The organism is Hydrogenovibrio sp. JE_KL2 (assembly GCF_009296185.1).
Classification (GTDB): Bacteria; Pseudomonadota; Gammaproteobacteria; order Thiomicrospirales; family Thiomicrospiraceae; genus Hydrogenovibrio.
The window spans coordinates 1-21013 of record NZ_WBJR01000001.1 but is presented as its reverse complement, the minus strand read 5'-3'; the positions used below and the strand labels follow the sequence as shown (position 1 = coordinate 21013).

18 protein-coding genes are annotated in these 21013 nt (G+C 47.5%); 11 read left to right on the top strand and 7 right to left on the bottom strand.

Annotation, left to right across the window (positions count from 1 at the left end; genetic code table 11):
- Positions 1 to 39: 39 nt before the first annotated feature.
- On the bottom strand, positions 40 to 732 hold the full coding sequence (locus F8R13_RS00085; RefSeq protein WP_152831097.1) for a trans-aconitate 2-methyltransferase: 693 nt from the start codon (positions 730 to 732) through the stop codon (positions 40 to 42).
- A 200-nt stretch (positions 733 to 932) separates the two neighbouring features.
- Positions 933 to 4490, bottom strand: a complete 3558-nt coding sequence (locus F8R13_RS00080) for an exodeoxyribonuclease V subunit beta (protein WP_152831095.1) — start codon at positions 4488 to 4490, stop codon at positions 933 to 935.
- A 198-nt stretch (positions 4491 to 4688) separates the two neighbouring features.
- Between F8R13_RS00080 and F8R13_RS00075 the strand changes: the two genes are divergently transcribed.
- Positions 4689 to 5513 carry an HDOD domain-containing protein gene (locus F8R13_RS00075; protein ID WP_152831093.1) on the top strand — a complete coding sequence of 275 codons (825 nt, stop codon included), beginning with the start codon at positions 4689 to 4691 and terminating at the stop codon, positions 5511 to 5513.
- Between the two features lie 53 nt (positions 5514 to 5566).
- Here the strand turns inward: F8R13_RS00075 and F8R13_RS00070 are convergent, their stop codons facing one another.
- A complete protein-coding gene (locus tag F8R13_RS00070) occupies positions 5567 to 6673 on the bottom strand; it encodes a hypothetical protein (RefSeq protein WP_152831091.1) in 1107 nt (368 codons plus the stop codon).
- A 157-nt stretch (positions 6674 to 6830) separates the two neighbouring features.
- Entirely contained in the window at positions 6831 to 9737 is a 2907-nt protein-coding gene (locus tag F8R13_RS00065) for a PD-(D/E)XK nuclease family protein (RefSeq protein WP_152831089.1), read from the bottom strand.
- Positions 9738 to 10145: 408 nt separating this feature from the next.
- Here F8R13_RS00065 and F8R13_RS00060 point away from each other — a divergent pair, with 408 nt between their 5' ends.
- From F8R13_RS00060 to F8R13_RS00035, 6 genes are all read left to right on the top strand, one after another.
- Positions 10146 to 11597 (top strand): cytochrome c, encoded by a 1452-nt coding sequence (locus F8R13_RS00060; protein ID WP_152831087.1) that lies wholly within the window; start codon positions 10146 to 10148, stop codon positions 11595 to 11597.
- Positions 11597 to 12847 carry a hypothetical protein gene (locus tag F8R13_RS00055; protein WP_152831085.1) on the top strand — a complete coding sequence of 417 codons (1251 nt, stop codon included), beginning with the start codon at positions 11597 to 11599 and terminating at the stop codon, positions 12845 to 12847. Before F8R13_RS00060 ends, F8R13_RS00055 begins: the two co-directional genes overlap by 1 nt.
- Before the next feature lie 14 nt (positions 12848 to 12861).
- Entirely contained in the window at positions 12862 to 13290 is a 429-nt protein-coding gene (locus F8R13_RS00050; RefSeq protein WP_152831083.1) for a c-type cytochrome, read from the top strand.
- Positions 13283 to 14581: an FAD-dependent oxidoreductase gene (locus tag F8R13_RS00045; RefSeq protein ID WP_172967655.1), complete on the top strand. Its 1299-nt coding sequence runs from the start codon at positions 13283 to 13285 to the stop codon at positions 14579 to 14581. The genes F8R13_RS00050 and F8R13_RS00045 overlap by 8 nt, the downstream gene beginning before the upstream one ends.
- Positions 14582 to 14604: 23 nt before the next feature.
- Entirely contained in the window at positions 14605 to 15333 is a 729-nt protein-coding gene (locus tag F8R13_RS00040; protein ID WP_152831079.1) for a c-type cytochrome, read from the top strand.
- A 197-nt stretch (positions 15334 to 15530) separates the two neighbouring features.
- Positions 15531 to 15869: a NifB/NifX family molybdenum-iron cluster-binding protein gene (locus tag F8R13_RS00035; protein ID WP_172967654.1), complete on the top strand. Its 339-nt coding sequence runs from the start codon at positions 15531 to 15533 to the stop codon at positions 15867 to 15869.
- Between the two features lie 75 nt (positions 15870 to 15944).
- On the opposite strand, the gene F8R13_RS00030 is transcribed toward F8R13_RS00035, so the two are convergent.
- Positions 15945 to 16667, bottom strand: coding sequence for a M48 family metallopeptidase (locus tag F8R13_RS00030; protein WP_152831076.1), 723 nt, complete (start codon positions 16665 to 16667; stop codon positions 15945 to 15947).
- An 81-nt stretch (positions 16668 to 16748) separates the two neighbouring features.
- On the opposite strand from F8R13_RS00030, the gene F8R13_RS00025 reads away from it, so the two are divergent.
- Entirely contained in the window at positions 16749 to 17669 is a 921-nt protein-coding gene (locus F8R13_RS00025; RefSeq protein WP_152831073.1) for an RluA family pseudouridine synthase, read from the top strand.
- A 9-nt stretch (positions 17670 to 17678) separates the two neighbouring features.
- On the opposite strand, the gene F8R13_RS00020 is transcribed toward F8R13_RS00025, so the two are convergent.
- A complete protein-coding gene (locus tag F8R13_RS00020; RefSeq protein ID WP_152831071.1) occupies positions 17679 to 18665 on the bottom strand; it encodes a cation diffusion facilitator family transporter in 987 nt (328 codons plus the stop codon).
- 148 nt (positions 18666 to 18813) lie between these two features.
- On the opposite strand from F8R13_RS00020, the gene F8R13_RS00015 reads away from it, so the two are divergent.
- The 3 genes from F8R13_RS00015 to F8R13_RS00005 all read left to right on the top strand — a co-directional run bounded on the left by F8R13_RS00015 (position 18814) and on the right by F8R13_RS00005 (position 20772).
- On the top strand, positions 18814 to 19176 hold the full coding sequence (locus F8R13_RS00015; RefSeq protein WP_152831069.1) for an HIRAN domain-containing protein: 363 nt from the start codon (positions 18814 to 18816) through the stop codon (positions 19174 to 19176).
- 82 nt (positions 19177 to 19258) lie between these two features.
- A complete protein-coding gene (locus tag F8R13_RS00010) occupies positions 19259 to 20149 on the top strand; it encodes a 3'-5' exonuclease (protein WP_152831067.1) in 891 nt (296 codons plus the stop codon).
- Between the two features lie 176 nt (positions 20150 to 20325).
- Entirely contained in the window at positions 20326 to 20772 is a 447-nt protein-coding gene (locus tag F8R13_RS00005) for a universal stress protein (RefSeq protein WP_172967653.1), read from the top strand.
- Here F8R13_RS00005 and F8R13_RS11535 read toward each other — a convergent pair.
- A partial coding sequence (locus tag F8R13_RS11535) for a hypothetical protein (RefSeq protein ID WP_216642564.1) occupies positions 20762 to 21013 on the bottom strand: 252 nt, incomplete at its 5' end. The genes F8R13_RS00005 and F8R13_RS11535 overlap by 11 nt on opposite strands.

Genomic DNA, 21013 nt, shown 5'->3' with positions numbered 1-21013 from the left:
CATAAAATCTACCAGGTTGGGTTCCTGAGTTTGACAAACTTACTTTTCAACCACTATCCAGGCAAAACGCCCGTTGCGTTCCAAAGACTTTTCCACCACCTTGAAACCACCGGCGGTCAACATGAACTCTATATCATCCGCATGATAACGGTTGTGCTCCAAAAAATGCTCAAAGGCATCTTCCAAATCCGCAACCGTGGTGTCCCCCGCCCACAATGCCGTACCTTCATAACGGCGCTGCAGATAATCCGCCAGCGGTTGGCGCACTAAATCGATAATGCACAAGCGCCCGCCCGGCTTCAACCATTGGTATGCGGCACGAAACATTTTGATGGGCTGCGTCAATTCATGCACCACCATATTCGCCATCACCATTGCCAAGGAGTTATCGGCAATATTGGCTTGAGGATTGTTTAAGTCATCCATCAGAATCTTGGCATTCGCTGGCAAAGGCAACGGATTTTCCAACATATAGGGCGCGGCTTCAATACCGTAAACTGGAGAATCCGGATAACGCTTGGCGCAATCTTCCACAAACTGGCCGATGCCTGCCCCCATATCCAGTACACCATCCCCAACCTGGTAGTTTTTGGCGACTTTTTCGTCCCAGTATTGCCAGAAAGTTTCGTCATGTCGACGCTGGTAGGTTTCGGTAATTCGCTCACGCGCAAATGCGCCATCACCACCGTGATGTCTTAAAATTTGTTCCTGTGTTTTCGCTAAATCTTTCATCGTGCGGTTTATCCATCTATAAGAGAGCTTTGCACGAGATGGATGCATGGCTAAAAATGGCTCAAATCCCCCTGAATGTTGTTAAAAAACTTGCCAATAGCCAGCTATTAGCTGCGTTTTTCGCCTAATTCAGAGAAATTTTATCTCATTTTTACCTCGTGCCCCACTCGTGCAAAACTCTCCTTAAAAGTCTAGTCGGTCTAATTCAACTCGACCCATTCATCCAAATAAGTGAAATACAAAACATACTTTTGCGGACGTTGTTCCAACTGGGCAAACAACGTGCCATATCTCTGCAATTGCGGACGATATTCCTCCACCTTGCTGCTCACAAATGTGGCCTTGCTTGTACCGGAACCTTCATGCCAATAACTGGTTTTGTAATCGACAATCCAACGCACACCGGCATCATCCACAAAGGTACGGTCAACGATATGATGTTGCGTCATGCTATGACTTTCCATTCGAACCAAGTCATCAGACACTGGATCGTTGAAGTGCATACCAAATGAACTTAAGGCCAACTCAGTAGCGGACGCTGTCAGATTCTTATTCAACGCCCACCGTAACTCCGGGTTACTTGCTGCATTTTCCAACGAATGCATCACTCGACCCAATGCCGCATCTAAACCGGAACCACTCAAACCCTGCTGACGCAACCAATAGCGAAAATAACCACTTTGCTGTTGCAGTTTGGACACCGCATTATCTTCTTGCAAAAAACCGGTTTCCACCCACTGCTCCAATACACCATGCACCAGATTACCAATTAAGGTAATCATCAAAGCATCTTCTTCAGACATCGCTTCATATGGATTATCGGCTTTAATGTCTGACGCCTTCTCCAGCTGCTTGAGTGACACTTCCGACTCAAGTCGTGCATTCCACCAATGCCTTTGAAGCTGAACCGCCTCAAGCGACAGTCGGCTGACCCGCGGCACAGGCTGCTCAATGCCCTCTTCATCTGGATTGAACTCATAATCTTTAAGGAGCGTTTCAAACGCCTTTGCTTCACTCTTCCATAGTGTTTCCAGCAACGATTTCTTGGTCGCTTCCAAAGCTTTTTTGCCTTCGGCAATGGCATCCAAGTTTTTTTCGGTGACGGTCACGCTACCGAACAGGTGCAGTTGCTTTTTGGCTCGTGTGGTCGCCACATAAAGCAAGCGACCCGATTCATATTCCTGTTTTTCCGCTTCAAATTTCTGGATAAAGCTCACCAACTCTGACGAACCCTGTCCCTTCTGATCCAACGGCGCCATTACCAGATAATCAGCACGTTCACTCTTGAAGTTCAACCAGCTTAGCAGCGGCTTATCATCCCCCCGCGGTTTCTTACCTAGCCCCGGCAAAATCACGGTATCGAACTCCAGCCCTTTGGATTTATGCATGGTCATCAATTCGATTTGCAGGCTTTCAACCGAAGCATCCGGCAGCGCAAACAGCTTCACCATCGTTTCTTCCAGTTTGGCAAAGTCCAAAACATCGGTTCTGTCTTGTACCAACCCTTCCAACATTTGCCAGTAGGCCTCAAGGTTTTCCAGCGCCACCGCAGACTCAATCGTCTCTGCCAACCCCAACGCCAGCCAGGTTTCCTTAATCAACCGCGACCAAGGCAAATGCCCTATCTGTGAAACCGCTCGATTTAAAACCGGCAATGCCGCTTCCAATCTAGCCTTTCCTTCGGGAGATAAGTTCTTAGGTACGCCCTCTGCAAGCTGTTGCAAGACAGGTTTTCTGAAGGTTTTCGGATTACCGAATAAGACATACAAATCCGCCAAACTCAACCCAATGGCTGCCGTGCGCATCAACGCTAGCCAGGCGGGGCGATCCGACAAGTGTAGCAATGCACGGGTCAGTGCTTGCGCATCCTGAATTTCCTGACGCTCGTTCAGCGCTTCCAACTCTACCGCTCTGAAAGCGATCGCTTGCTGTTTCAAAGCATTGGCAATCGGCATCAAGTGACCACGCGAACGGCCCAAAACACCAATAGTTTCGCCCGGTTTCATTTGAGGTAAACGCTGTTGAATCAACGCAACAATCTGCTCGACTTCTTCGGCAGGTGTTCGGTTAAGTGCCCAATGCGTCTGAACCTGACTATCGGCATCCGACGCTTTCTTGGCGGTAGAGGCGCTATAGGTCACCGCGCCGCGTTCGATTTCATTTTGCGGCGGCAACACTTGCGGAAAAGTTTCATTCACCCATTCAACAACCGCTGCATCAGAGCGGAAGTTGACCGTCAGATTTTTGCATGACAGCGTCACCGCGCCCAAAGAGCCTTGCCACACCTCAAGAAAGTTACCGACTTCCGCTTCCCGGAATCGGTAGATGGACTGCATCGGGTCACCCACGATAAATAACGTTCGATCCTCATCAGGCTGCCAGCCCGCCACCAGTTTTTTCAATAAACTGAATTGGCTGACCGAGGTATCCTGAAACTCATCAATCAGCAGGTGTTTGATTTGGTAATCCAAGCGTTGCGCCAAGTCGGTCGGTTGATCTTCCTCCCCCAAAGCATCGGACGCCGCCTGTGCGACTTCGATAAAATCCGTCTGTCCGGCACGGGCAAATGCTAGCTTCAGATAGGCAGCACAGGTTTTCAACAACGACATCAGGTTGACAACACCCAACCATTGTTCATCGGTATAACGCGCATCCGGCAGGCTGCGAATCAAACCCAGTGCAGCAGAAATACTGCCATTGCCATTACGCGCCGACAACTCTGACAGCACTTCCGACATATCGTCTTTGAGCTGTTTTTCTTCCGCAATTTTGCTCGACGGAAATCCATTGTTTTTATTCAGACCTTTGCCGGAACGAATTTCGTCCTTTTGGGTCAGCAGAGCATTTGCCAGCTGTTTCCAACCGGCATAACCACCCCAACCTGGTAGATTTTGATCGATTTTCAATGCTTGCAACAATGACCAATCCGAGCCTTCGGGACGATTTTCTGGCGCGATCGACAATAAAATTGAACGGGCTTTTTCCAAAGATGGAAAGACAGGTTTTAATTGCTGATGACAGGTTGCAAACTCGGCATTGACCAACTGTTCCAACCCTTTATCGAACACGTCCTTATCCGTAGCACCCGACAATCGGCTCAACAGTGGCATCCACTGGTCGCGCTTTCTCAACATGGAAATCAGTAGATTTTCGGCACGTGATAAATTGCCATTGACCTTTTCCAACAGGGTCGCACTACTATAAGCGATATCAGGATTATTCAACGCTTCACGAACCGCTTCACGATACAAAGGTTCTGGATTTTCAATCACCGAAGCACTGGCGCCAAACCGTGAAAGCAATGGCATCTGTTGCACCAGCGAGGAATTCATAGAGTCCAGCGTCCGAATACGTAAGCGCTGTGGGTTGTCAAGCAACTGCCAGCCTTGCCTGCCACTATTGTCGAGTGCGGCTTGTGCCAGCAGCCAAGTATTGGTTTCGTAAATGCCGGCATCAGGTTTGAGAGGCGTAAGTGCCGAAGTCAACGCATGGTAAATACGTTCCTGCATTTCAGACTGCGCTTTCTTGGTAAAGGTCATGGCGACGATCTGTTCTGGGAACTCGACCTGCGTCAAGAGTGAAAGAAAGCGTTGGGTCAACAAAGCGGTTTTACCGGAACCCGCCGGCGCCTGAACGATAAAAGATTGATGAGGATGAATGGCGTCAAAACGCGCCTGACCGTCTTCCAGACTGGCATCAACCTGCAAACTTTGCTGTAACTCTTGGAAAACCGCCATCTCTATCGTAAAAATACCCATTTTGAACAAATTTGACTATAATCGGTTGCTGTGTCGTTTTCATTAACCCAAGCATTTCAAAGCTAAATGACCGACAAATTGGCAAATTTTGCCCGTAAGATTTCGAGCACCGATGACCGACAAACATCATAACAAACTCGGCACGAGAACATGATAGTAAAAACATCAGCCACTTGACCGAAGAGGGAAAGGAAATCAATGGAATTAAAAGACCAACTGACTCAAGCACGCGTACTCTTGAACAAGACTGAGAAAATTTCTATTCCGCGTGAAGTCCTTAAGCTCAGACAACTGCTTGCCGCTCAAGAATTTCCAAACCCACAAGAAATGGCAAATATCATTGGTCAAAATGCGATTTTAGCGGGTGAAATCGTACAGGCTGCCAACCTGCCTTCGATGCATGGCAATAATTTTCGCGTCATCCACACCATTCACGATGCTATCGATATCCTAGGTATCCGCCGCCTAAGAAACCTTGTAACGGCGATTTCATTAAAACTCGGTATGGAAAACTTCGGCCACCCTCAACTGATCAAACACAGTGTTAGAGTCGCTGAAGCCTGCGCGGAAATCGCTAAGGCAACCACCATCACCACGGGGGATGAGGCTTATTTGCTCGGTTTGTTCCACAATATCGGCGCAATCATGATGACGAAATTGGATAGCCACTACGAAACCATTTTTGCCAAAAGCCTATCCTCGCCATTCTCAAGCAACAGTGCAGAGTTGGAAACCTACCGCACCTCACATGGTTTGGTTGGGGTTCTTGTCGCTGAGGAGTGGGAACTGGATACGCCTTTCAAAAAGACCATGATTCTGCATCATGAGCCAAACCTTGAAACCATCCGCAACCTGGAGTTGAAAAAACTGGTGGCATTGGTGCAACTGGCCAATGGACTGGTAAGTGAACAAGTATTTAAGGTTTACATGACGCCGGAACTGAAGGATATGATTGAGCGCACACAACTGGTGCTGGAGCTCAGCGACGAGCAAATGAGCGAGCTGCGTCAAAGTCTTGCCTAACTACTACCTAAGCTAGACTAGACACCCCCAACTAAAAAGCTTCTGGTGACCGACTAACGCACCAAGTTTTGAATGGAGGTGTTGAAATACTTGCGGGGGTTGACGATTACTTCTGTCGATAACAAATCCCCACAAACCCAACGATTCGGTTCGATTTCAATGGCTTTGACTACGTCTTCCACGGTCAAATGAATCTGATCCTGTTGGAACTGATGATTGATATCAATGGTCAACACTTCTTTCGTATCGTCCCCGCAGAACACATAAGCGTTGAACGCATCCAAATGATACTCGAAACCATTTACTGTCGCATGTGCGTTGACGGACAAACGTAAAGATTCGATATCCTGCAACACTCTGAGTAGATTGGGCTTTTCTGCTGGCATGATACCGGCAGCTTTCAAGATGTTTTCGATCTTCGTCCAGTTCCAGCCGTCTTCCATCGCTTCAAACTGGTGAGTATGGATGGTGGTTTCATACTTCTCCGCCAACATTTGCGCGGTATCAACAATCACTTGTAAGTCATCGTCATTGGACTGGTCGGCAGCGTCAATGTACTCCGTACCAAAATAGACTGCGACATCGTTGTTTTTGACCATCACCAAAAACACTTCCGGCACCGCGCCCGCATCCGCCTGAATGTCTTTATCCTGACGAGAAATAAGGAAGGCATCCGTCACTTCCTGCCACAAGGCATCGGAAACAATCTGGTGAATTTCACTGTCCTTCAAAAAGACGCGCCGATTTTCCAAATTACGCTTGAGGTTCGTCGTCAATCTGGTAAAGAATTGATCGCTGACGGTGTCAAAGAGGGTATCCAATTCATCGGCCGAAGGGAGTTTTTCACTGAAATCCAGTGCTTCATCGTAAAAATCATCCATGCCGTCCGACTCGATTTCCAGCATCTTGTCTTCTTGCACGGCAACAAACCAAGCCTTACCTTTTAGCTGTCTGGCATATTGGTTTTGCAACAAAGCGACCTCATCATAAGACTCAAGAGGCTCAACGTCATCCGCCAGGTATTTTTGGATGCAGTCATTATAGAAACCCAATACCGACTCTTGCGCCTCTTCAATCGAAAAGACAATATCCTTATCAACCGGACTGTCCGGTGAGTCTTGGTAATACACTTCGTAAAGGGCGGCGTTTTGTGAACTCAAAGCATTCTCTTTTGTTTAAAACCCAGACTGAGGACTCACATCGTTTAAACATTGGAGTCATCTCTTAGCGTTTTATTATAGTCATCATTGATAAAAATGACTGCCATTTTTACTGATTATTCAAAAACCTAGCGTTTAAAGGCGATGGCAGCGGCACTTAAGAAACCGCCTCAGACTCTTCCGATGTGTCTACCAGAAAACGTTTGGCTTCCGGTAATCGCAACGCTAGCAAACTGGCGGCGTACTGTAAGTCATCAACCTTTTCATAATGCAAATCGGCTCGACCCTGCTGAACTTCTTCTGCCAACTGCCAAACAGCCTGTTTTAAATGGTCGATAAAATCATTCCAACTCGCCCCGTCATAATCACTTCCCTCTTTCGCGGACAATTTGGCAAAGTTGTTGACCTGTTTGTTTTTGTAAGCATTGGGAAGAAAGTCCTCGCTTTCCGCTACCACGGAAAAATCTATACCGGTATCGCTGTGAATCATGCCGTAACCCAAGCCTTTCACCGTGGACGTTTTCCCCTCGAATGCATGCAGATAAACTGCGAGTTGCGGAGCCTTAAGCGGCATTTTCATCAAATCGCCCAAACTGGCCTTACCGGTTTTATAGTCGAGTACGATAAGTGCCTGCTCGTCATCCGCCATGCGATCAATTCGGTCGATTTTGATGGATAGTTTAAGGCCCGCCAAGTCCAACTCAATATCCTGCTCGGATGCTAACAATTCAAATGCCGGTCGTTGCTTTTCAAGCGCCAACCAATCTTGCAACAACAAACCAATGCGCTTTTTCTCCAGTGACAGATAGTGCGCATTGAAATGTTGGCTCATCGCTGACATGGCATCATCCAGCAGCAAGTCTATTTTTTGCTGGAGCGCGGATTCATCCATCGCCAATAGACGTTTTTGTGTTTTCACTTCTTGCCAGAAGTTTTCCAACACCAAATGCACCAGCGTTCCGAGGTGATTGCTGCGCAATCCCGGCTCGACGGTTTCCAGTTGATATTTGGCACCCAGGCGATAATCGAAAAACGCCATCAACGGGCATTTGCTCTGCGCAGTGAGGATAGCGGAACCACCCGGCACTTTTTCGCCCAGCGGCACTTTCGGTGCTTTGGCATCCTCAACCCACTCCAACGATTGCTTTTGATTAAACAGGCTTTCCGCCAAAGTCTGATAGAGTTGCGGAGCATAAACGTTTGCCGCGACTTGTGCTTTTTTATCAATCAACGGACTGATCAGGTTCAATTGCCCTTTTGTCTGTTTTGCATAAGACCAAACCACTTGTCGTGCGGAACCGGATAAACGTTGAGTCAGCGCTTGCGCATAGTGCAACTCTCGACCGACATCGGCACGCGGCAGCTGGTGCTCGCGCTGCAGCCCCATTGGTAAAAAAGGATTCGGTCTGGCTTCTCTTGGCCAAGCGCTGGCAGTCATGCCCATCACCCAAAGCGCATCAAAGCTTTGCCCTCCGGCTTCCAGCATCCCCATAATTTGAATCGGCGCACCACTGACAGATTCCGGCTGATGCAATTGCTCGGCAACAAACTGACGAAGCTTGCTCAACCATTCCACCGCCGTGAGCGACTTCATCTGCAAGGCTTCATGGCCTGCTTGAACGCTACCGGTGACAAGCCATTGCTGAGAAAATTGGTGCAAGGCTTTTAACAACGCCTGCTTCTGCTGGAACTCAACACTATTTAAAGATCCGCCAACACCAGAATTTGCCCAGCCACTGCTATCCAACACATTCAATGCGGCTTGGTAAAAGGCATGAACCGTTAAGCTTTTACCGCCTTTTTCATTCAAAAATCTGCCAGGTTGGGTCAGAGCATACAAGCTATCCATCAAGGCTCTCGGTGGTTTTGCTGATAATCTAAGTCCGCTTTCTGCATCAACCTCGTCCCTGACTCTTTTGAACGCTGCTAACAATCCGGCAATTGACAACTCTGCCCACTGCCAACTTCTCAAGCCGAAATCAAGCGCCTGCCGTCGAATAAAATCACCGGGGGTATAAGGCGAAACCAACCACTCTGACACTTGGTTATAGCTAAACTTAGCCGCCTCACCGCCCTTATTGGCATGACTGATGGCAAACTCTAATACTGACAAAGCATTTTTAACCAATGGCACTTCCGCCAAAGGTTTTCCTAGGGACACGTTATAAAAAGGAGACGGCTTTGCTTGAGTTTGAAACAGTTTAAGCGGTTGCGACTCATGCACAAACAACTGCTCGTCCAGCGCCCAAATCAGTGACGCTTCAACCTCGGCAATATCCGGTGCTACAATCGCAATTCGTGGCGGAATCTTGGTTTGTGCCGACAATGTTTTATAGCATTGATATGCCCAGAATGCCGCTTGCTTGGCTTCATCCGATTCATCGGATGCAACATACCATTGCTGAACAGAGTCACTTGAAGTCTCTGGCTGCGCCAATGCAACTTGCCCGCCTTTGACTTTCACCATTTGAATCCAGCTTTTCATATAAGGCGTCAGGTCGTCAAAACCATGCAGCTGCACCGCCAACACACCATCATCCAAGTCTTTGAACCATTGCAGGCGTTGTTGCATGAGCAAAGAGGCATCCCATAGGTTCGCCTTGCCCATCAACTGCTGATAGCGTGATTTCAAGCGTAGATAGAGTTGTGTTTCTTCGGTGAGATACTGGCCTTGTAAAATGTCGTCACCAAACTGTCCAGTCAAGTATTCGCAGTCATACTGCCAAGCTTGGTAGAGCTGTTTTGCGGTTTGTGCAGGATTTAATAACAGCAAATCATCTGCCTCACAGGCTTCGTCAAGCAGTGCTTGCCAAATGGATTGCGCCTCGAAATCCGAGAGAATCTTTTCCGGCAGACTTTCAAGCGGAAGCACCCCGCGAAGCAATTGCGCCTGTTGCCAACTTTCCCACCACTGCCCCCAAGTCATCACCTGAGGCGTCACAATAACTTGAGCGGTTTGCTGCTTGGCTTGTTGCAACATAAACTCTGACTTCAGGAACTGTGTCAAACGACTGTTGACGGTGAGATGCAAAGTGGCTGTTGATGTCTTTCTCTGGGTACTCAAATGCTCTCCTCAAACCCAACGATTGAAGGCTATAAATTAATCGCTAGACTAGCGACAATTTCTGTTAATTACAAGCGAGTTCAACCTCCAGAATTTTGCCGATTTGAGCCAAACTCAAACATTTATTTGCAAAATACATCATTTATTTTATGGCTAATAGCGCGCATTTTAGCGTAACCCCCAAAAAACCACTGTCATCAAAAACCTGAAATATTATTCAAAAACAACAATATACGCAAAAACCGACATCTAACGCCAAGTACTCATAAAATATTTTATGCCTAAATAAATAAAATCTTTTGAATACCAACTAATAGTAATAGTCACTACAATCCGTTGCAAGCATAATAAGAAATGCCGATCAATATAACGTATTAGTACGTATTAATATAAGAAGGAAGTTATATTATGGACTTAATCAGTTTGTATCCTACATGGTACGAACCAACAGTGGGATCCGGCTGGGTAGTTGCCTTTATCGCAACTTTCCACGTTCTTGCATCCCATACCTCTGTTGGTGCTGCACTCCTCTTCGCCTATCTCTCTCATAAGGCTTATCGCGAAGACCGTGAAGATTTGCTCGACTTTATCAAGAAGTACGGCTTATTTCTTTTGGTATTCACCTATGTTGCTGGGTCTATCACTGGTCCGGGTATCTGGTATTCGACAACGGTCGCCAGCCCGAACGGTATCGGTGCTTTGATCCACTCCTTCGTTTGGAAGTGGGCAACCGAATGGGTGTTCTTCGTGATCGAAGTGGTCGGGGTCTACATGATCGTTTACTTGGTCGGCAAGGTCGATAAGAGAACTCATATGAAGATCTCGGTGATTTTCGGGGTTGCGTCCTTGGCAACCATGTTGATTATCGTTGGTATCCTGTCTTTCATGATGGTGCCAGGGAAAGAAGCTTGGTTCCAGCAGGGTGGTTACCTAAATGGTTTCTACGGTGAAAACACCTTTATCCAATTGGCAATGCGCATGGCATTCATGTTCACCATGACAGCCGTGGTGGGTGGTATCGTTGTTGCCGGCATCAAAGACCCAGCGTTCAAAAAAGAAATGGCACGCAAACTCGGTTGGTTGGGGATTATCTCTACCATTATCGGTGCGGCTATGTTCCAACTTTATTTGAAAGCAGTGCCAGATCAAGCACTTTTGGTCATGGAAAACCGTTTACCAAGCTATTTCGAGCCAAGCATTATTGCAGTGTTGGCAGGGACTTTGGCTTACTTCATCTTGACGATGCTTCGCCCTCAAGTGCTGGTACAAGCGTTTGCAGGTGGCATGGCGGTTGTGATTCTAGTTGCCGGTTTGTGGCCTGAAGAAACCGCTCGTGAATCCATGCGTAAACCTTGGGTTGCAGGACAGTATGTTTACTCAAACCAAGTCATTGGTCGTGATGTCCCTGGCATGGGTATTAAGTCTCAAATTCCACTACTGGAAAAAGAAGGGATTTTGAAAGCGCACCCATTCACCCCTAAAGATTTGCGAACTGTGAATGATGGCAACGTGGTTCAGGCCGGTAAGTTCATTGCCATGGTGTATTGCTCTAACTGTCACTCACCTAGCAAAACCGGTATTCGTCCATTGCATCGCTATATTCCTGACAATATTACCGAAGCGCGTATGGAAAAATACGTCAAAGGTGTTTTGACAACAGGCAATATCGCTTATATGCCAAAAATGCCGATGCTGGATTCAGAAGTAAAAGCTTTGTCTACCTTCTTAGTTATGAACAGAAAAGGTGGTGAAAAAGCGGTTGATGCTGCCATTCGTCAAGAAATTGAAGCACGTCAACAAGCCAAGCTTGCTGAAAAAGCGAAAAATAAAATTGCCGCTTTGACACAGGAGAATAACTAATGGATGCTTCACAAGTCTCTCAAATTACAGACATGATGTATGCGTTGCGTAACCCTGCCGGGCTACCAAGCTATCCAATCATTTTCATTGGACTGAGCGTACTGACCTTTGCTTTGCACATTCTATTCGTGCAACTGATGTTGGGAACCTCCGTCATTACCTTAATCGGTGCTTTTAGCCAAAATACCTACTGGCGCAGACTGGGTGCTGCGATGTTGGAAGTCGCCAAAGTATCGGTATCCGTCGCCATCGTGATTGGGGTTGCTCCGCTGCTGTTCGTACAAGTCGTGTATGACCCGCATTGGTATACCTCCAATGTCTTGTCGGCAGACTGGGTTATCGGCTTTATCATCTTCTTGATTTTGGGCTATTGGGCGATGTATTACTACTACTTCGTCAATAACGCTAACCAAGATAAATCAGCAACGCCTAAAGCCCGTTGGTCAATGCTATTAAGCTTGGCACTGATGTTGTTGGTTGGTTTCATCATGCACAGCTTGACCTCGCAAATCCTACACCCTGAGTTGTGGAAGTCTTGGTACATGCAAAAAAACGGCATGGTGGACTACACAGGTGACAAACTGCATGAGTGGAACCTATGGCGTTATGCATTCTTTATCAGCTTGTCGATTCCGGTTGCCGGTGGCATGTTGGTGACTTACCGTCGCTTCAAATCGGTACGTTCCGATGCAGACCATGCTTACCTGAACTGGGCGGCAGAAGTTGGTAAAAAATGGATCAAAGTCGGTTCTATCATTTCTACCGTACTTTATGTCGGCTGGATGATGACACTACCGGAAACGGCAGGTAACTTCGCGACCTCTTTCTGGGGAATTCTAGGGGGAGTTATGGTGTTGTTCTATGCTCTTTGGGCACAAATTCGCCTAAATGGTGAAGCCAAGTTCTGTAGCTATATGGCATTGCCAATGGCGCTGGTGATCGGTTTGGTTGTCGCAATTTCTCGTGAAATGTTGCGCTACGATATCCTGAACGGCTTCTTCCACTACAACTTCTGGGATTACAAAATCGAGTTCGATTGGTACTCCACAGGCTTGTTCTTCCTGACGTTTGCCATCGTCGGTGGGATTGTATTGTCCTACTTCCTGACAATCGCATGGAAAGCCGGTCAGACCGTCGGTGTTTACACGCCAAGCGCGTTCGTCAACAGACTGGGAACCCTATCTATCTGGATCGTTGTCCTTTGGGTAGTGCAGTTCTTTGTTGTCGGCTTCTATGTTTGGGCAAGATAGGAAAGGAACGGATTATGAAAAAATTACTATTGATAAGTGCCATGACAGGTTTGACTTGCCTATTGCAAGCACCTGCCAGCTTTGCTCTTACAGGAGGTTTAACTCTTGAACAGGAAGCAAAAGTTCGCTCCGAATATCCTATGCCTTCAGGCGCAATGCTGGGCGACAACTGCTCAGCATGCCACGGCACCAAAGGAGCGGAATTCAACGAAGCTATGCCTCCTTTGGCAGGAATGGATAAACAAAAGTTCATTAAGCAAATGAAAATCTATCGTGCTAATAAATTTCCATCCATCGTGATGTACGATGTTGCACGTGTTTTTTCCGATGAGGAAATCGAGGCAATGGCGGATTTCTTTGCAAAACAAAAACCTGAAGAATGGACGCTTCCTAATTGGAACGCTTCAATCAAAGGGAATGCTAAGGAGAACAGCCATGAATAAGATTACACGTCGCGATCTGATCAAACTTTTCGGTGCAAGTGCATTAGGTACTGGACTGATGGGCGCTTCCAGCTTAGCGTTTGCCAGCAAGAGCGCACACATCGTTATCGTTGGTGGCGGTGTCGGTGGCGCGGCTTCTGCAAAATATATGCGTTTGCTGAATGCCGATGTTCGCATCACCATTGTCGAGCCTGAGCCAAAATACATTTTCTGCCCTGGCAGTAATGAAGTGGTTGCCGGTTTTGACACGCTAGAAACGCTAACGGTTGACTACAATACCTTGAAGTCACGCTATGCCGTCAATATCATTCAAGACCGTGCTACCGAAATCGATTACGCTGCCAAGAAATTGAAGCTGGCGAAAGGCGATGTTTTGTCTTACGACAAACTGATTGTCTCTCCTGGCCCAGATTTCAAATATGGTGCGGTTGAAGGCTACAGTAAACAACTAGCGGAAGGCAACTTCCCTGCCGCTTGGCATGCTGGCCCACAAACACTGGTATTAAGAGATCAAATCAACGCACTACCTCAAGGCGGTACCGTGTTGATTTCTTCTCCGGTCGACCCATATCGCTGCCCACCGGCACCTTATGAGCGTGCTTCTTTCATTGCCAACAAATTGAAAGACACCAACCCAACAGCTAAGGTCATTATTCTGGATTCAAAAGACGACTTCATTTTCCATGACGTCTATCTGGATTTCTGGAAAAAAGAGCACGGCTTGGGAACACCTGATGCGCGTATTGAATGGGTTCCGAAAAAAGCTGGCGGTCACGTCACCAAGCTGGACACCAAAAACCGCACCTTGACTACTGCCAACGGCCAGGTTCACAAAGGGGATGTCATCAACATCATCCCACCTGAAATGGCAGGTTCATTCGTGCGCATGAACGGTCTAGCGGAAGGTGACTGGGCACCGTTCAACTCGCAGGACTTCTCGACCAAACGTGACAAAGACGTTTATATCATCGGGGATTCGGCGGCGGCGGACCCTATGCCGAAAACCGGTTATATCGCCAGTAATCAGGCAAAAGTCGTGACTAAAGCGATTCAAGCCGAATTGACCGGCAAGGAAATCGGTACGCCTTTTATCACTAACAACTGTGTCGCCATGGCAGCAGAAGACTGGGGGATGACCGTTGCGGAAACTTTCCGTTACGCGGGCAACCACCACCCTTATGAAGAAAGCTACGTCATGTCAGACCCAACGGATAACCCGTACTACCGCCATATTCGTGCTGAAGTTGCTAAAAACTGGCAGCGTACGTTCCGTAAAGACATCTTTAGTTGATAGGGATTCAAGGGAGAAAAAGAATGAAAAACTTACTATTAATTGGCCTTGTTTCCATCACTTCAACCGCCAGCACAGCCGCTTTGGCTAGTGGTCACAGCATGCCTGTCGCTGACGCTTGGAGTAACATCACGTGGGATAAGACCGCAAAAGATATGCCTAAAGGCGATTATGCCCGTGGTGAAAAACTAGAGAGTTATGGTTTGTGTATCACTTGCCATGGTGAGCAAGGTATTGCGCCTACACGCAACGCCCCCAACCTGGCAGGAAATACCGCACTGTACACCTACAAGGCATTGATGGATTATCAATCCGGTCTACGCAATGAAGGTAACGGTAAAGCGAGCGTCATGCACGCAGCCACCACGCCTATGTCGAAACAAGACATGGCGGATCTGGCGGTTTACTATGCAGCGCAAAAGCTACCGGCACCAACGGGTCACTACACGCCGCCTGCGAATATCAAGAAATTGGTCACCAAGGGTGATGTGTCACGCATGATTACCCCTTGTGCCTCTTGCCACGGTGTTCATGGTGAAGGTAGAGATATCACACCGGCATTGGCGGGACAGGTTCCGGCTTATTTCATCCGCACGATGGAAGCTTACAAGCATGGTAAACGTACCAATGATATCCATGAGGGTATGGCGCAATTCACACAAGATCTGACCGATGCCGAAATCCAAGGCTTGGCAGAATACTATGCGAACTTGATGCCTAAGCACCCTTCTCATCCTGCTGGAAAGGAGTAGATCATGACTGGTTTAAAAGCGATTTTATGGGGCTTCATTCTGACCTTCGGTTCAGTGGCTCTGATTTATCTACTCAGCTTAATTACGGTAGTGTCAACCTGATTGATGCCACGTGATAAATCTGCTCGGTATTGAGACCAAAAGTTTCAATACCGAGCATTAAATATAAGATAAAAAATATTCAAAAAGAGGTGAATGTGAAAATTGCAGTTAGTTGCGCCAACCAGAGGCAGGTTTCTGGTCCCGCGACCTTGTGTCCCAACTTTTGGGTTTACGACACAGATCAATCCAAAATCCTTTCAAAGAAGCTCATCCACTTGGATGAAAAAGAACTGTTAGGCAAAATCAAAGGCAACCTTTCCCAACAGCAAGACCATGCGTTATCAGACATCGGTTGTGTCATCAGTAGAAACCTGGGAGATGGACTGAATACCAAACTTCACGACAGCGGCATCAAAACCATGTCGACCAATATGTTAGACCCAGACACTGCCGTTTTATCCTATTTGAAATACGCTCATCAAATCAAAGTCTAAAACCACTACAACCGCACTCAAACACATTCTTCTTCGATCCCAAAGACGGGGCTTTCGCCAGACGAAATCCGAAGATTATACTGCCTGAAACGAGATCAGCGCTGTGCCGTTTTCTTTCAACCAGGCTTTATGGGATTCAAAATCCGGGCAATGCTGTTCGACCAAATTCCAGAATGCGGCTGAGTGGTTGGCATGCACCAGATGACAAAGTTCATGTACCACAACATAATCGATGACCGCTTTCGGAGCCATCACCAACTTCCAGTTGAATTGCACGCGACCGTCTGAATAACAGCTTCCCCAACGGGAACGGTAGTTTTTGATTTGTACGGATTGCGTTTTCACACCGATACGCTTTTCCCAGTCTGCAACTTTCGGCGTAAGATAATCAATAAGTTGTTGATGGTAAAAATCAACCAGGTGTCGATAGATATGGTGACGTTCGTTCTTCAATGCACGCGATTGCTTGCAGAACACCGTAATACAGGTATCGTCGTGCGTCAGATGCATTTTTTTCACCGGTGTATGGTGATCTTCCTTGAACATCACCTTATCACCGAACAACAACAATTCATGACCTGATTTCATCACCAACTGTTTCGGCATTTGCGACTGATGCGCTTCTATTTGCTGTAACAACCAGCCCTGCTCACTTTCCACAAAGGCGGTAATGGCAGCATCCGCCAATTGCTTCGGCACCATGAGTGCAATGCGGTTGGGTTCTACTCTCAGGCCTATCGAGCCTCTACGTGTGGTTTTGATAATTTCTAATTCATGATTACCGAGGGTAAAGTGCATATCTCTAACGTCTTTGCTTTGTCTTTTTCTTATCTCTTTTTCCTTTTCAGGCGGAGAACATAATAGCTTAGAATACGCCTTATGGACACAACTAACCGACAACAAAATTCGATTTCAAAAAGTCATGTGGATAAGGCTCGTTTTGAACTTCAGTTTGAAGTCGAACACGCCTCGACTTTAATCGATGTTTTGGCTCAGCAAACTGAGATTTCCAAGCAACAACTGAAAGGCGCGCTCGCCAAAGGCTGTGTTTGGTTCAAAGCAAAGGGTAAAACCCAGAAAGTCACACGGGTGCGGCGTGTCAAAAAAGAAGTCACCCCTGGCGATGAAATCTCCATCTACTATGACGAAGCCGTGCTCAACGCCAGCATACCGAAACCGAAGCTAATCGATGACTGTCATAATTTCAGTGTTTGGTACAAACCGAAAGGGTTGTTGTCACAAGGTTCCAAATGGGGAGATCACAGTACCATTGCCCGCTGGGTGGAAATGCACCACCTTTTTAATGGCAAGCAACGTCAAGCTTTGGTGGTACACCGTTTGGATCGCGCAACCGATGGCTTGATCTTACTGGCACATACCCATCAGGCAGCGAAGCTGCTGACTGAAGCTTTCATGGGCAGAGAAACCACTAAAATCTACCAGGTTGGGGTATGGGGAGCGTTTCCTGAAACTGAGCAAACCTATAGCCAGCCGATTGAAGGCAGAGCTGCCATCAGTCACACCAAACGCTTGGATTACAACGCGGAAAAGAATATCTCGCTATTGGAAGTGCATATCGAAACCGGCAGAAAACACCAAATCCGCCGTCATTTATCCGGCGCGGGTTTCCCGATTGTCGGCGACCGACTGCATGGCGATGCCAAACTCAACGCAACCCTGCCAACGCTGGACATGATGCTGACAGCGGTTTTTCTGCATCTCGGGTTTGAGGACAAACCCTATGAGTTCACTTTACCAGCCGACCTTAACCAAACACTCAACGATTTTCACACGCTTTAACCGCATGCTTTAGCATTGAGCAATCAAGTGTTTATCATCGTCTCGGTTGAATTCCGCTTGGAAATTACAATGGGTGATGCCAAAAACTTCCGCCAAACGGGACTCGATGCGCTGCGTGACTTGAGTCGCTTCGCTTAAACTCACATCTTCTTTGAAATCCAGATGGGCTTCAAGGTGCACGCGGTGGTCGTCCAACTGCCACAAATGCAGATGATGCACATTGTCGATGCTCGCTTCACTCTCGATTGCCTTCACCAATGCATCCAAATCGATATGACTAGGGGCAAACAACAGCAAAACGCCTGTGGTGTGTTTCAGCAAACCCCACGCGGAAGTCATCAGGTACAACGCAATCAAAATCGTCATGACCGCATCGACCCAATAGATATTGAACCAGAGCACCAACACCCCACTGATTAACACCCCAACAGACGTCAGCGTATCGGTCAACAAGTGCAGATAGGCGGCACGGATATTGGAATTATGTTCGGAGTCTTTGGCAATCAACATCACGCTGACCCAATTCAACACCACAGACAGTAGCGCCAGCCCAATCACCCAACCGCCGGCAATCGGTTCAGGGTTCATCAAACGCTCAATGGCTTCGATAAACAGCAACAGCCCCACACCGATCAACACAGAGGCATTGAACAACGCCGCGAACATCTCCGCGCGCTTGTAGCCGAAAGTCTTTTCCTGGGTAGAAGGCTGTTTCACCAAACGGTTGGCAACATAAGCAATCACCAAGGCCACCACATCGCTGAAGTTGTGCAAGGCATCCGACAACAGCGCCAAACTCCCGGAAACCAACCCTCCGATAATTTGCGAGACGGTGATAATCACATTCAGGATGACCGTCCACAACAGTTTCGAGCCGGTCAAATCACCATGATGGTGATGATGCCCGTGCGCATGACCGTGTGCATGGTCGTGATGATGATCATGATGGCTATGATCGTGGTCGTGAGTGTGTGCGTGTGGTGTGTGATTTTCCATGGAGGCCGTCCTGTTTCGACACGGAAAAAATCCGTTTTTCTGTTCAATCAATGAACTTGGTAAGTTAACATGAAGCAACTATTATCGATATTTTAGTTGTTAAAAACAAAAATTATTTTCAATACCATTACTATCAAAGTGAGGTCATTTGAAAACCAAATCGCTTGTCTTCCCGGTAAAGGGGCACTATTACTACTCGGCACAGCAAGCCTATGATATTGGACTGCTTCGCCCAGAAACGCCTATTACCTTGACTCCAGAACCAAAGAACCTGCAAGACAAACATGCCGTCCAAATCTGGACGCACCATTTTCCCTGCTGGCTGATTGGTTATGTGCCACGCCGTAAAGCCCGTTTTATCGGCTACCTGCTCGAACACGACTTGATACAAAACCCGGCACTTCATTACATCCGCTACCGCAATCAGCGCTTAAAACTACAACTGCGAGTGGATTACGCACTGCCATGGAAGTTACGCCTTGACTACTGGCTGAGCTTGCTGCGTTTTTGATTTCAGCAATCCATCGCCTCTAAGCAATACAAGACAATGCATGCTAGAATGTCGCTAATTGAATCAAATATCCTATCGAATTATGCAACAAAATCACGCCGCTTCAGACTTGGAACTTATCGCACAACAACTGGATCAGTCAGAAGACTATCAGGTACTGCGACGTTTCCAACCCGTATCCTGTTACCACCCTGACCGTGGCGAGACACTGCACAAGGTCTGCATTATCGACACCGAAACCACTGGGCTGGATACCGAGCGTTGTGAAATCATCGAACTGGGTTATCAAATCCTCAGCTTCGATTCTCACGGTCAGTTTTATGAAGTCTTGTGTGCCAAAAATTTCCTCAACGAACCTAAAGGGGTCATCACCCCGGAAGTCACTCAAGTTACAGGGCTGACGATTGACGATGTCAAAGGTCATCAAATTCCTTGGGATGAAGTGGTTGCCGACATGCAAGAAGTCCAGCTTATTGTCGCCCACAATGCGGGCTTTGACCGCCCTGTCGTCGAGCGCTACAACGAGGTGTTTATCGACAAAGTCTGGGGCTGTTCCGCCTCGCAGATTGATTGGTTCAATCTTGCCAAAGTCAGTTCACGAAGCCAGGAATTCCTCTGCTGGAAAGTTGGTCAGTTTTTCTACCACGCCCACCGCGCGTTGGATGATGTTCAGGCGCTGACGCACCTTTTGACTCGTCAGATTTCCGAGCAGCAACGCCCTGCATTCCACTTTTTATTGAATGTTGTTCGTCAGCAAAAGGTCATGATGAAAGCCACTGGCGCGCCGTTTGATTTGAAAGACGATTTACGCTCTCGAGGTTATCGCTGGAATGTTTCCGAACGTGTCTGGCAAAAAGTCATTGATGCCAGTCAGCAGGAAAGCGAATTGGCTTGGCTGATCGACAACAACACCCCGAACCCAACTCCAATCAAATTGAAAGCAACCGATACTTTTTCCATTCGCGCAAAATAAAGAGAGCTTTGCATGAGTGGGACGCATTAGAAAAAAGTGGAAAAATTTTGCTGTTCAAGGCAGAAAGCGCAGTGAATAGCTAGCTATTCGCAAGGTTTTTAACACAGAACAGCACAATTTTAACCTTTTTTATGTGTGCATCCACCTCGTGCAAAGCTCTCAATAAGGAGGTACGCATGCACAACTACCAAACCATTCTCGTCGCGGTCGACTTCTCGCCAGACAGCGAAAAGGCGATTGCCCGCGGCAAACAGTTGGCCGAGATCTACCAGGCCGAACTCATGTTGTTGCACTTGGTTGAAGAACCGACTTACCCGGTATTTGAAGACATCAGTTTAAGTGGGGCTTCCGGCATTTGGATACCGGAAATAGCCGATGCGATGATTGATGCGGCCAAGAGCCGACTTTACGCTTTGGCGGAAGAAAATGGGGTGGCCGAAGAACGCTGCGAAGTGTTTTCCGGCTTCTCAAAAGTTGATATCGCCGAACGTGCCGATGAACTGAATGTTGACTTGATTGTCATGGGGCGTCACGGACATTCTTTCTTGGAAAAGCTGATTGGGTCAACCACTACCAGCGTATTGAACCACGCTCAATGTGATGTACTGACCGTCAGCAAATAGCTTCAAACAGCACCCCCAACCTGGTAGATTTTCTCGCCTTACCCCTCTTCGGGTCGGCTCCAGTAAACTTTCTCGCCTTACCCCTCTTCGGGTCGGCTCCAGTAAACTTTCTCGCCTTACCCCTTCGGGCGGCGAGTGCTTCGTTTCTCGCCTTACCCCTTCGGGCGGCGAGTGCTTCGTTTCTCGCCTTACCCCTTCGGGCGGCGAGTGCTTCGTTTCTCGCCTTACCCCTTCGGGCGGC

Excerpts from the sequence above, each read along its gene's own strand:
- F8R13_RS00045 (WP_172967655.1), top strand. The coding sequence starts at position 13,283 with ATGAATAAGATTACACGTCGCGATCTGATCAAACTTTTCGGTGCAAGT.
- F8R13_RS00005 (WP_172967653.1), top strand. The coding sequence starts at position 20,326 with ATGCACAACTACCAAACCATTCTCGTCGCGGTCGACTTCTCGCCAGAC.
- F8R13_RS00025 (WP_152831073.1), top strand. The coding sequence starts at position 16,749 with ATGGACACAACTAACCGACAACAAAATTCGATTTCAAAAAGTCATGTG.
- F8R13_RS00050 (WP_152831083.1), top strand. The coding sequence starts at position 12,862 with ATGAAAAAATTACTATTGATAAGTGCCATGACAGGTTTGACTTGCCTA.
- F8R13_RS00055 (WP_152831085.1), top strand. The coding sequence starts at position 11,597 with ATGGATGCTTCACAAGTCTCTCAAATTACAGACATGATGTATGCGTTG.
- F8R13_RS00075 (WP_152831093.1), top strand. The coding sequence starts at position 4,689 with ATGGAATTAAAAGACCAACTGACTCAAGCACGCGTACTCTTGAACAAG.
- F8R13_RS00060 (WP_152831087.1), top strand. The coding sequence starts at position 10,146 with ATGGACTTAATCAGTTTGTATCCTACATGGTACGAACCAACAGTGGGA.
- F8R13_RS00020 (WP_152831071.1), bottom strand. The coding sequence starts at position 18,665 with ATGGAAAATCACACACCACACGCACACACTCACGACCACGATCATAGC.
- F8R13_RS00080 (WP_152831095.1), bottom strand. The coding sequence starts at position 4,490 with ATGGGTATTTTTACGATAGAGATGGCGGTTTTCCAAGAGTTACAGCAA.
- F8R13_RS00010 (WP_152831067.1), top strand. The coding sequence starts at position 19,259 with ATGCAACAAAATCACGCCGCTTCAGACTTGGAACTTATCGCACAACAA.
- F8R13_RS00085 (WP_152831097.1), bottom strand. The coding sequence starts at position 732 with ATGAAAGATTTAGCGAAAACACAGGAACAAATTTTAAGACATCACGGT.
- F8R13_RS00040 (WP_152831079.1), top strand. The coding sequence starts at position 14,605 with ATGAAAAACTTACTATTAATTGGCCTTGTTTCCATCACTTCAACCGCC.
- F8R13_RS00030 (WP_152831076.1), bottom strand. The coding sequence starts at position 16,667 with ATGCACTTTACCCTCGGTAATCATGAATTAGAAATTATCAAAACCACA.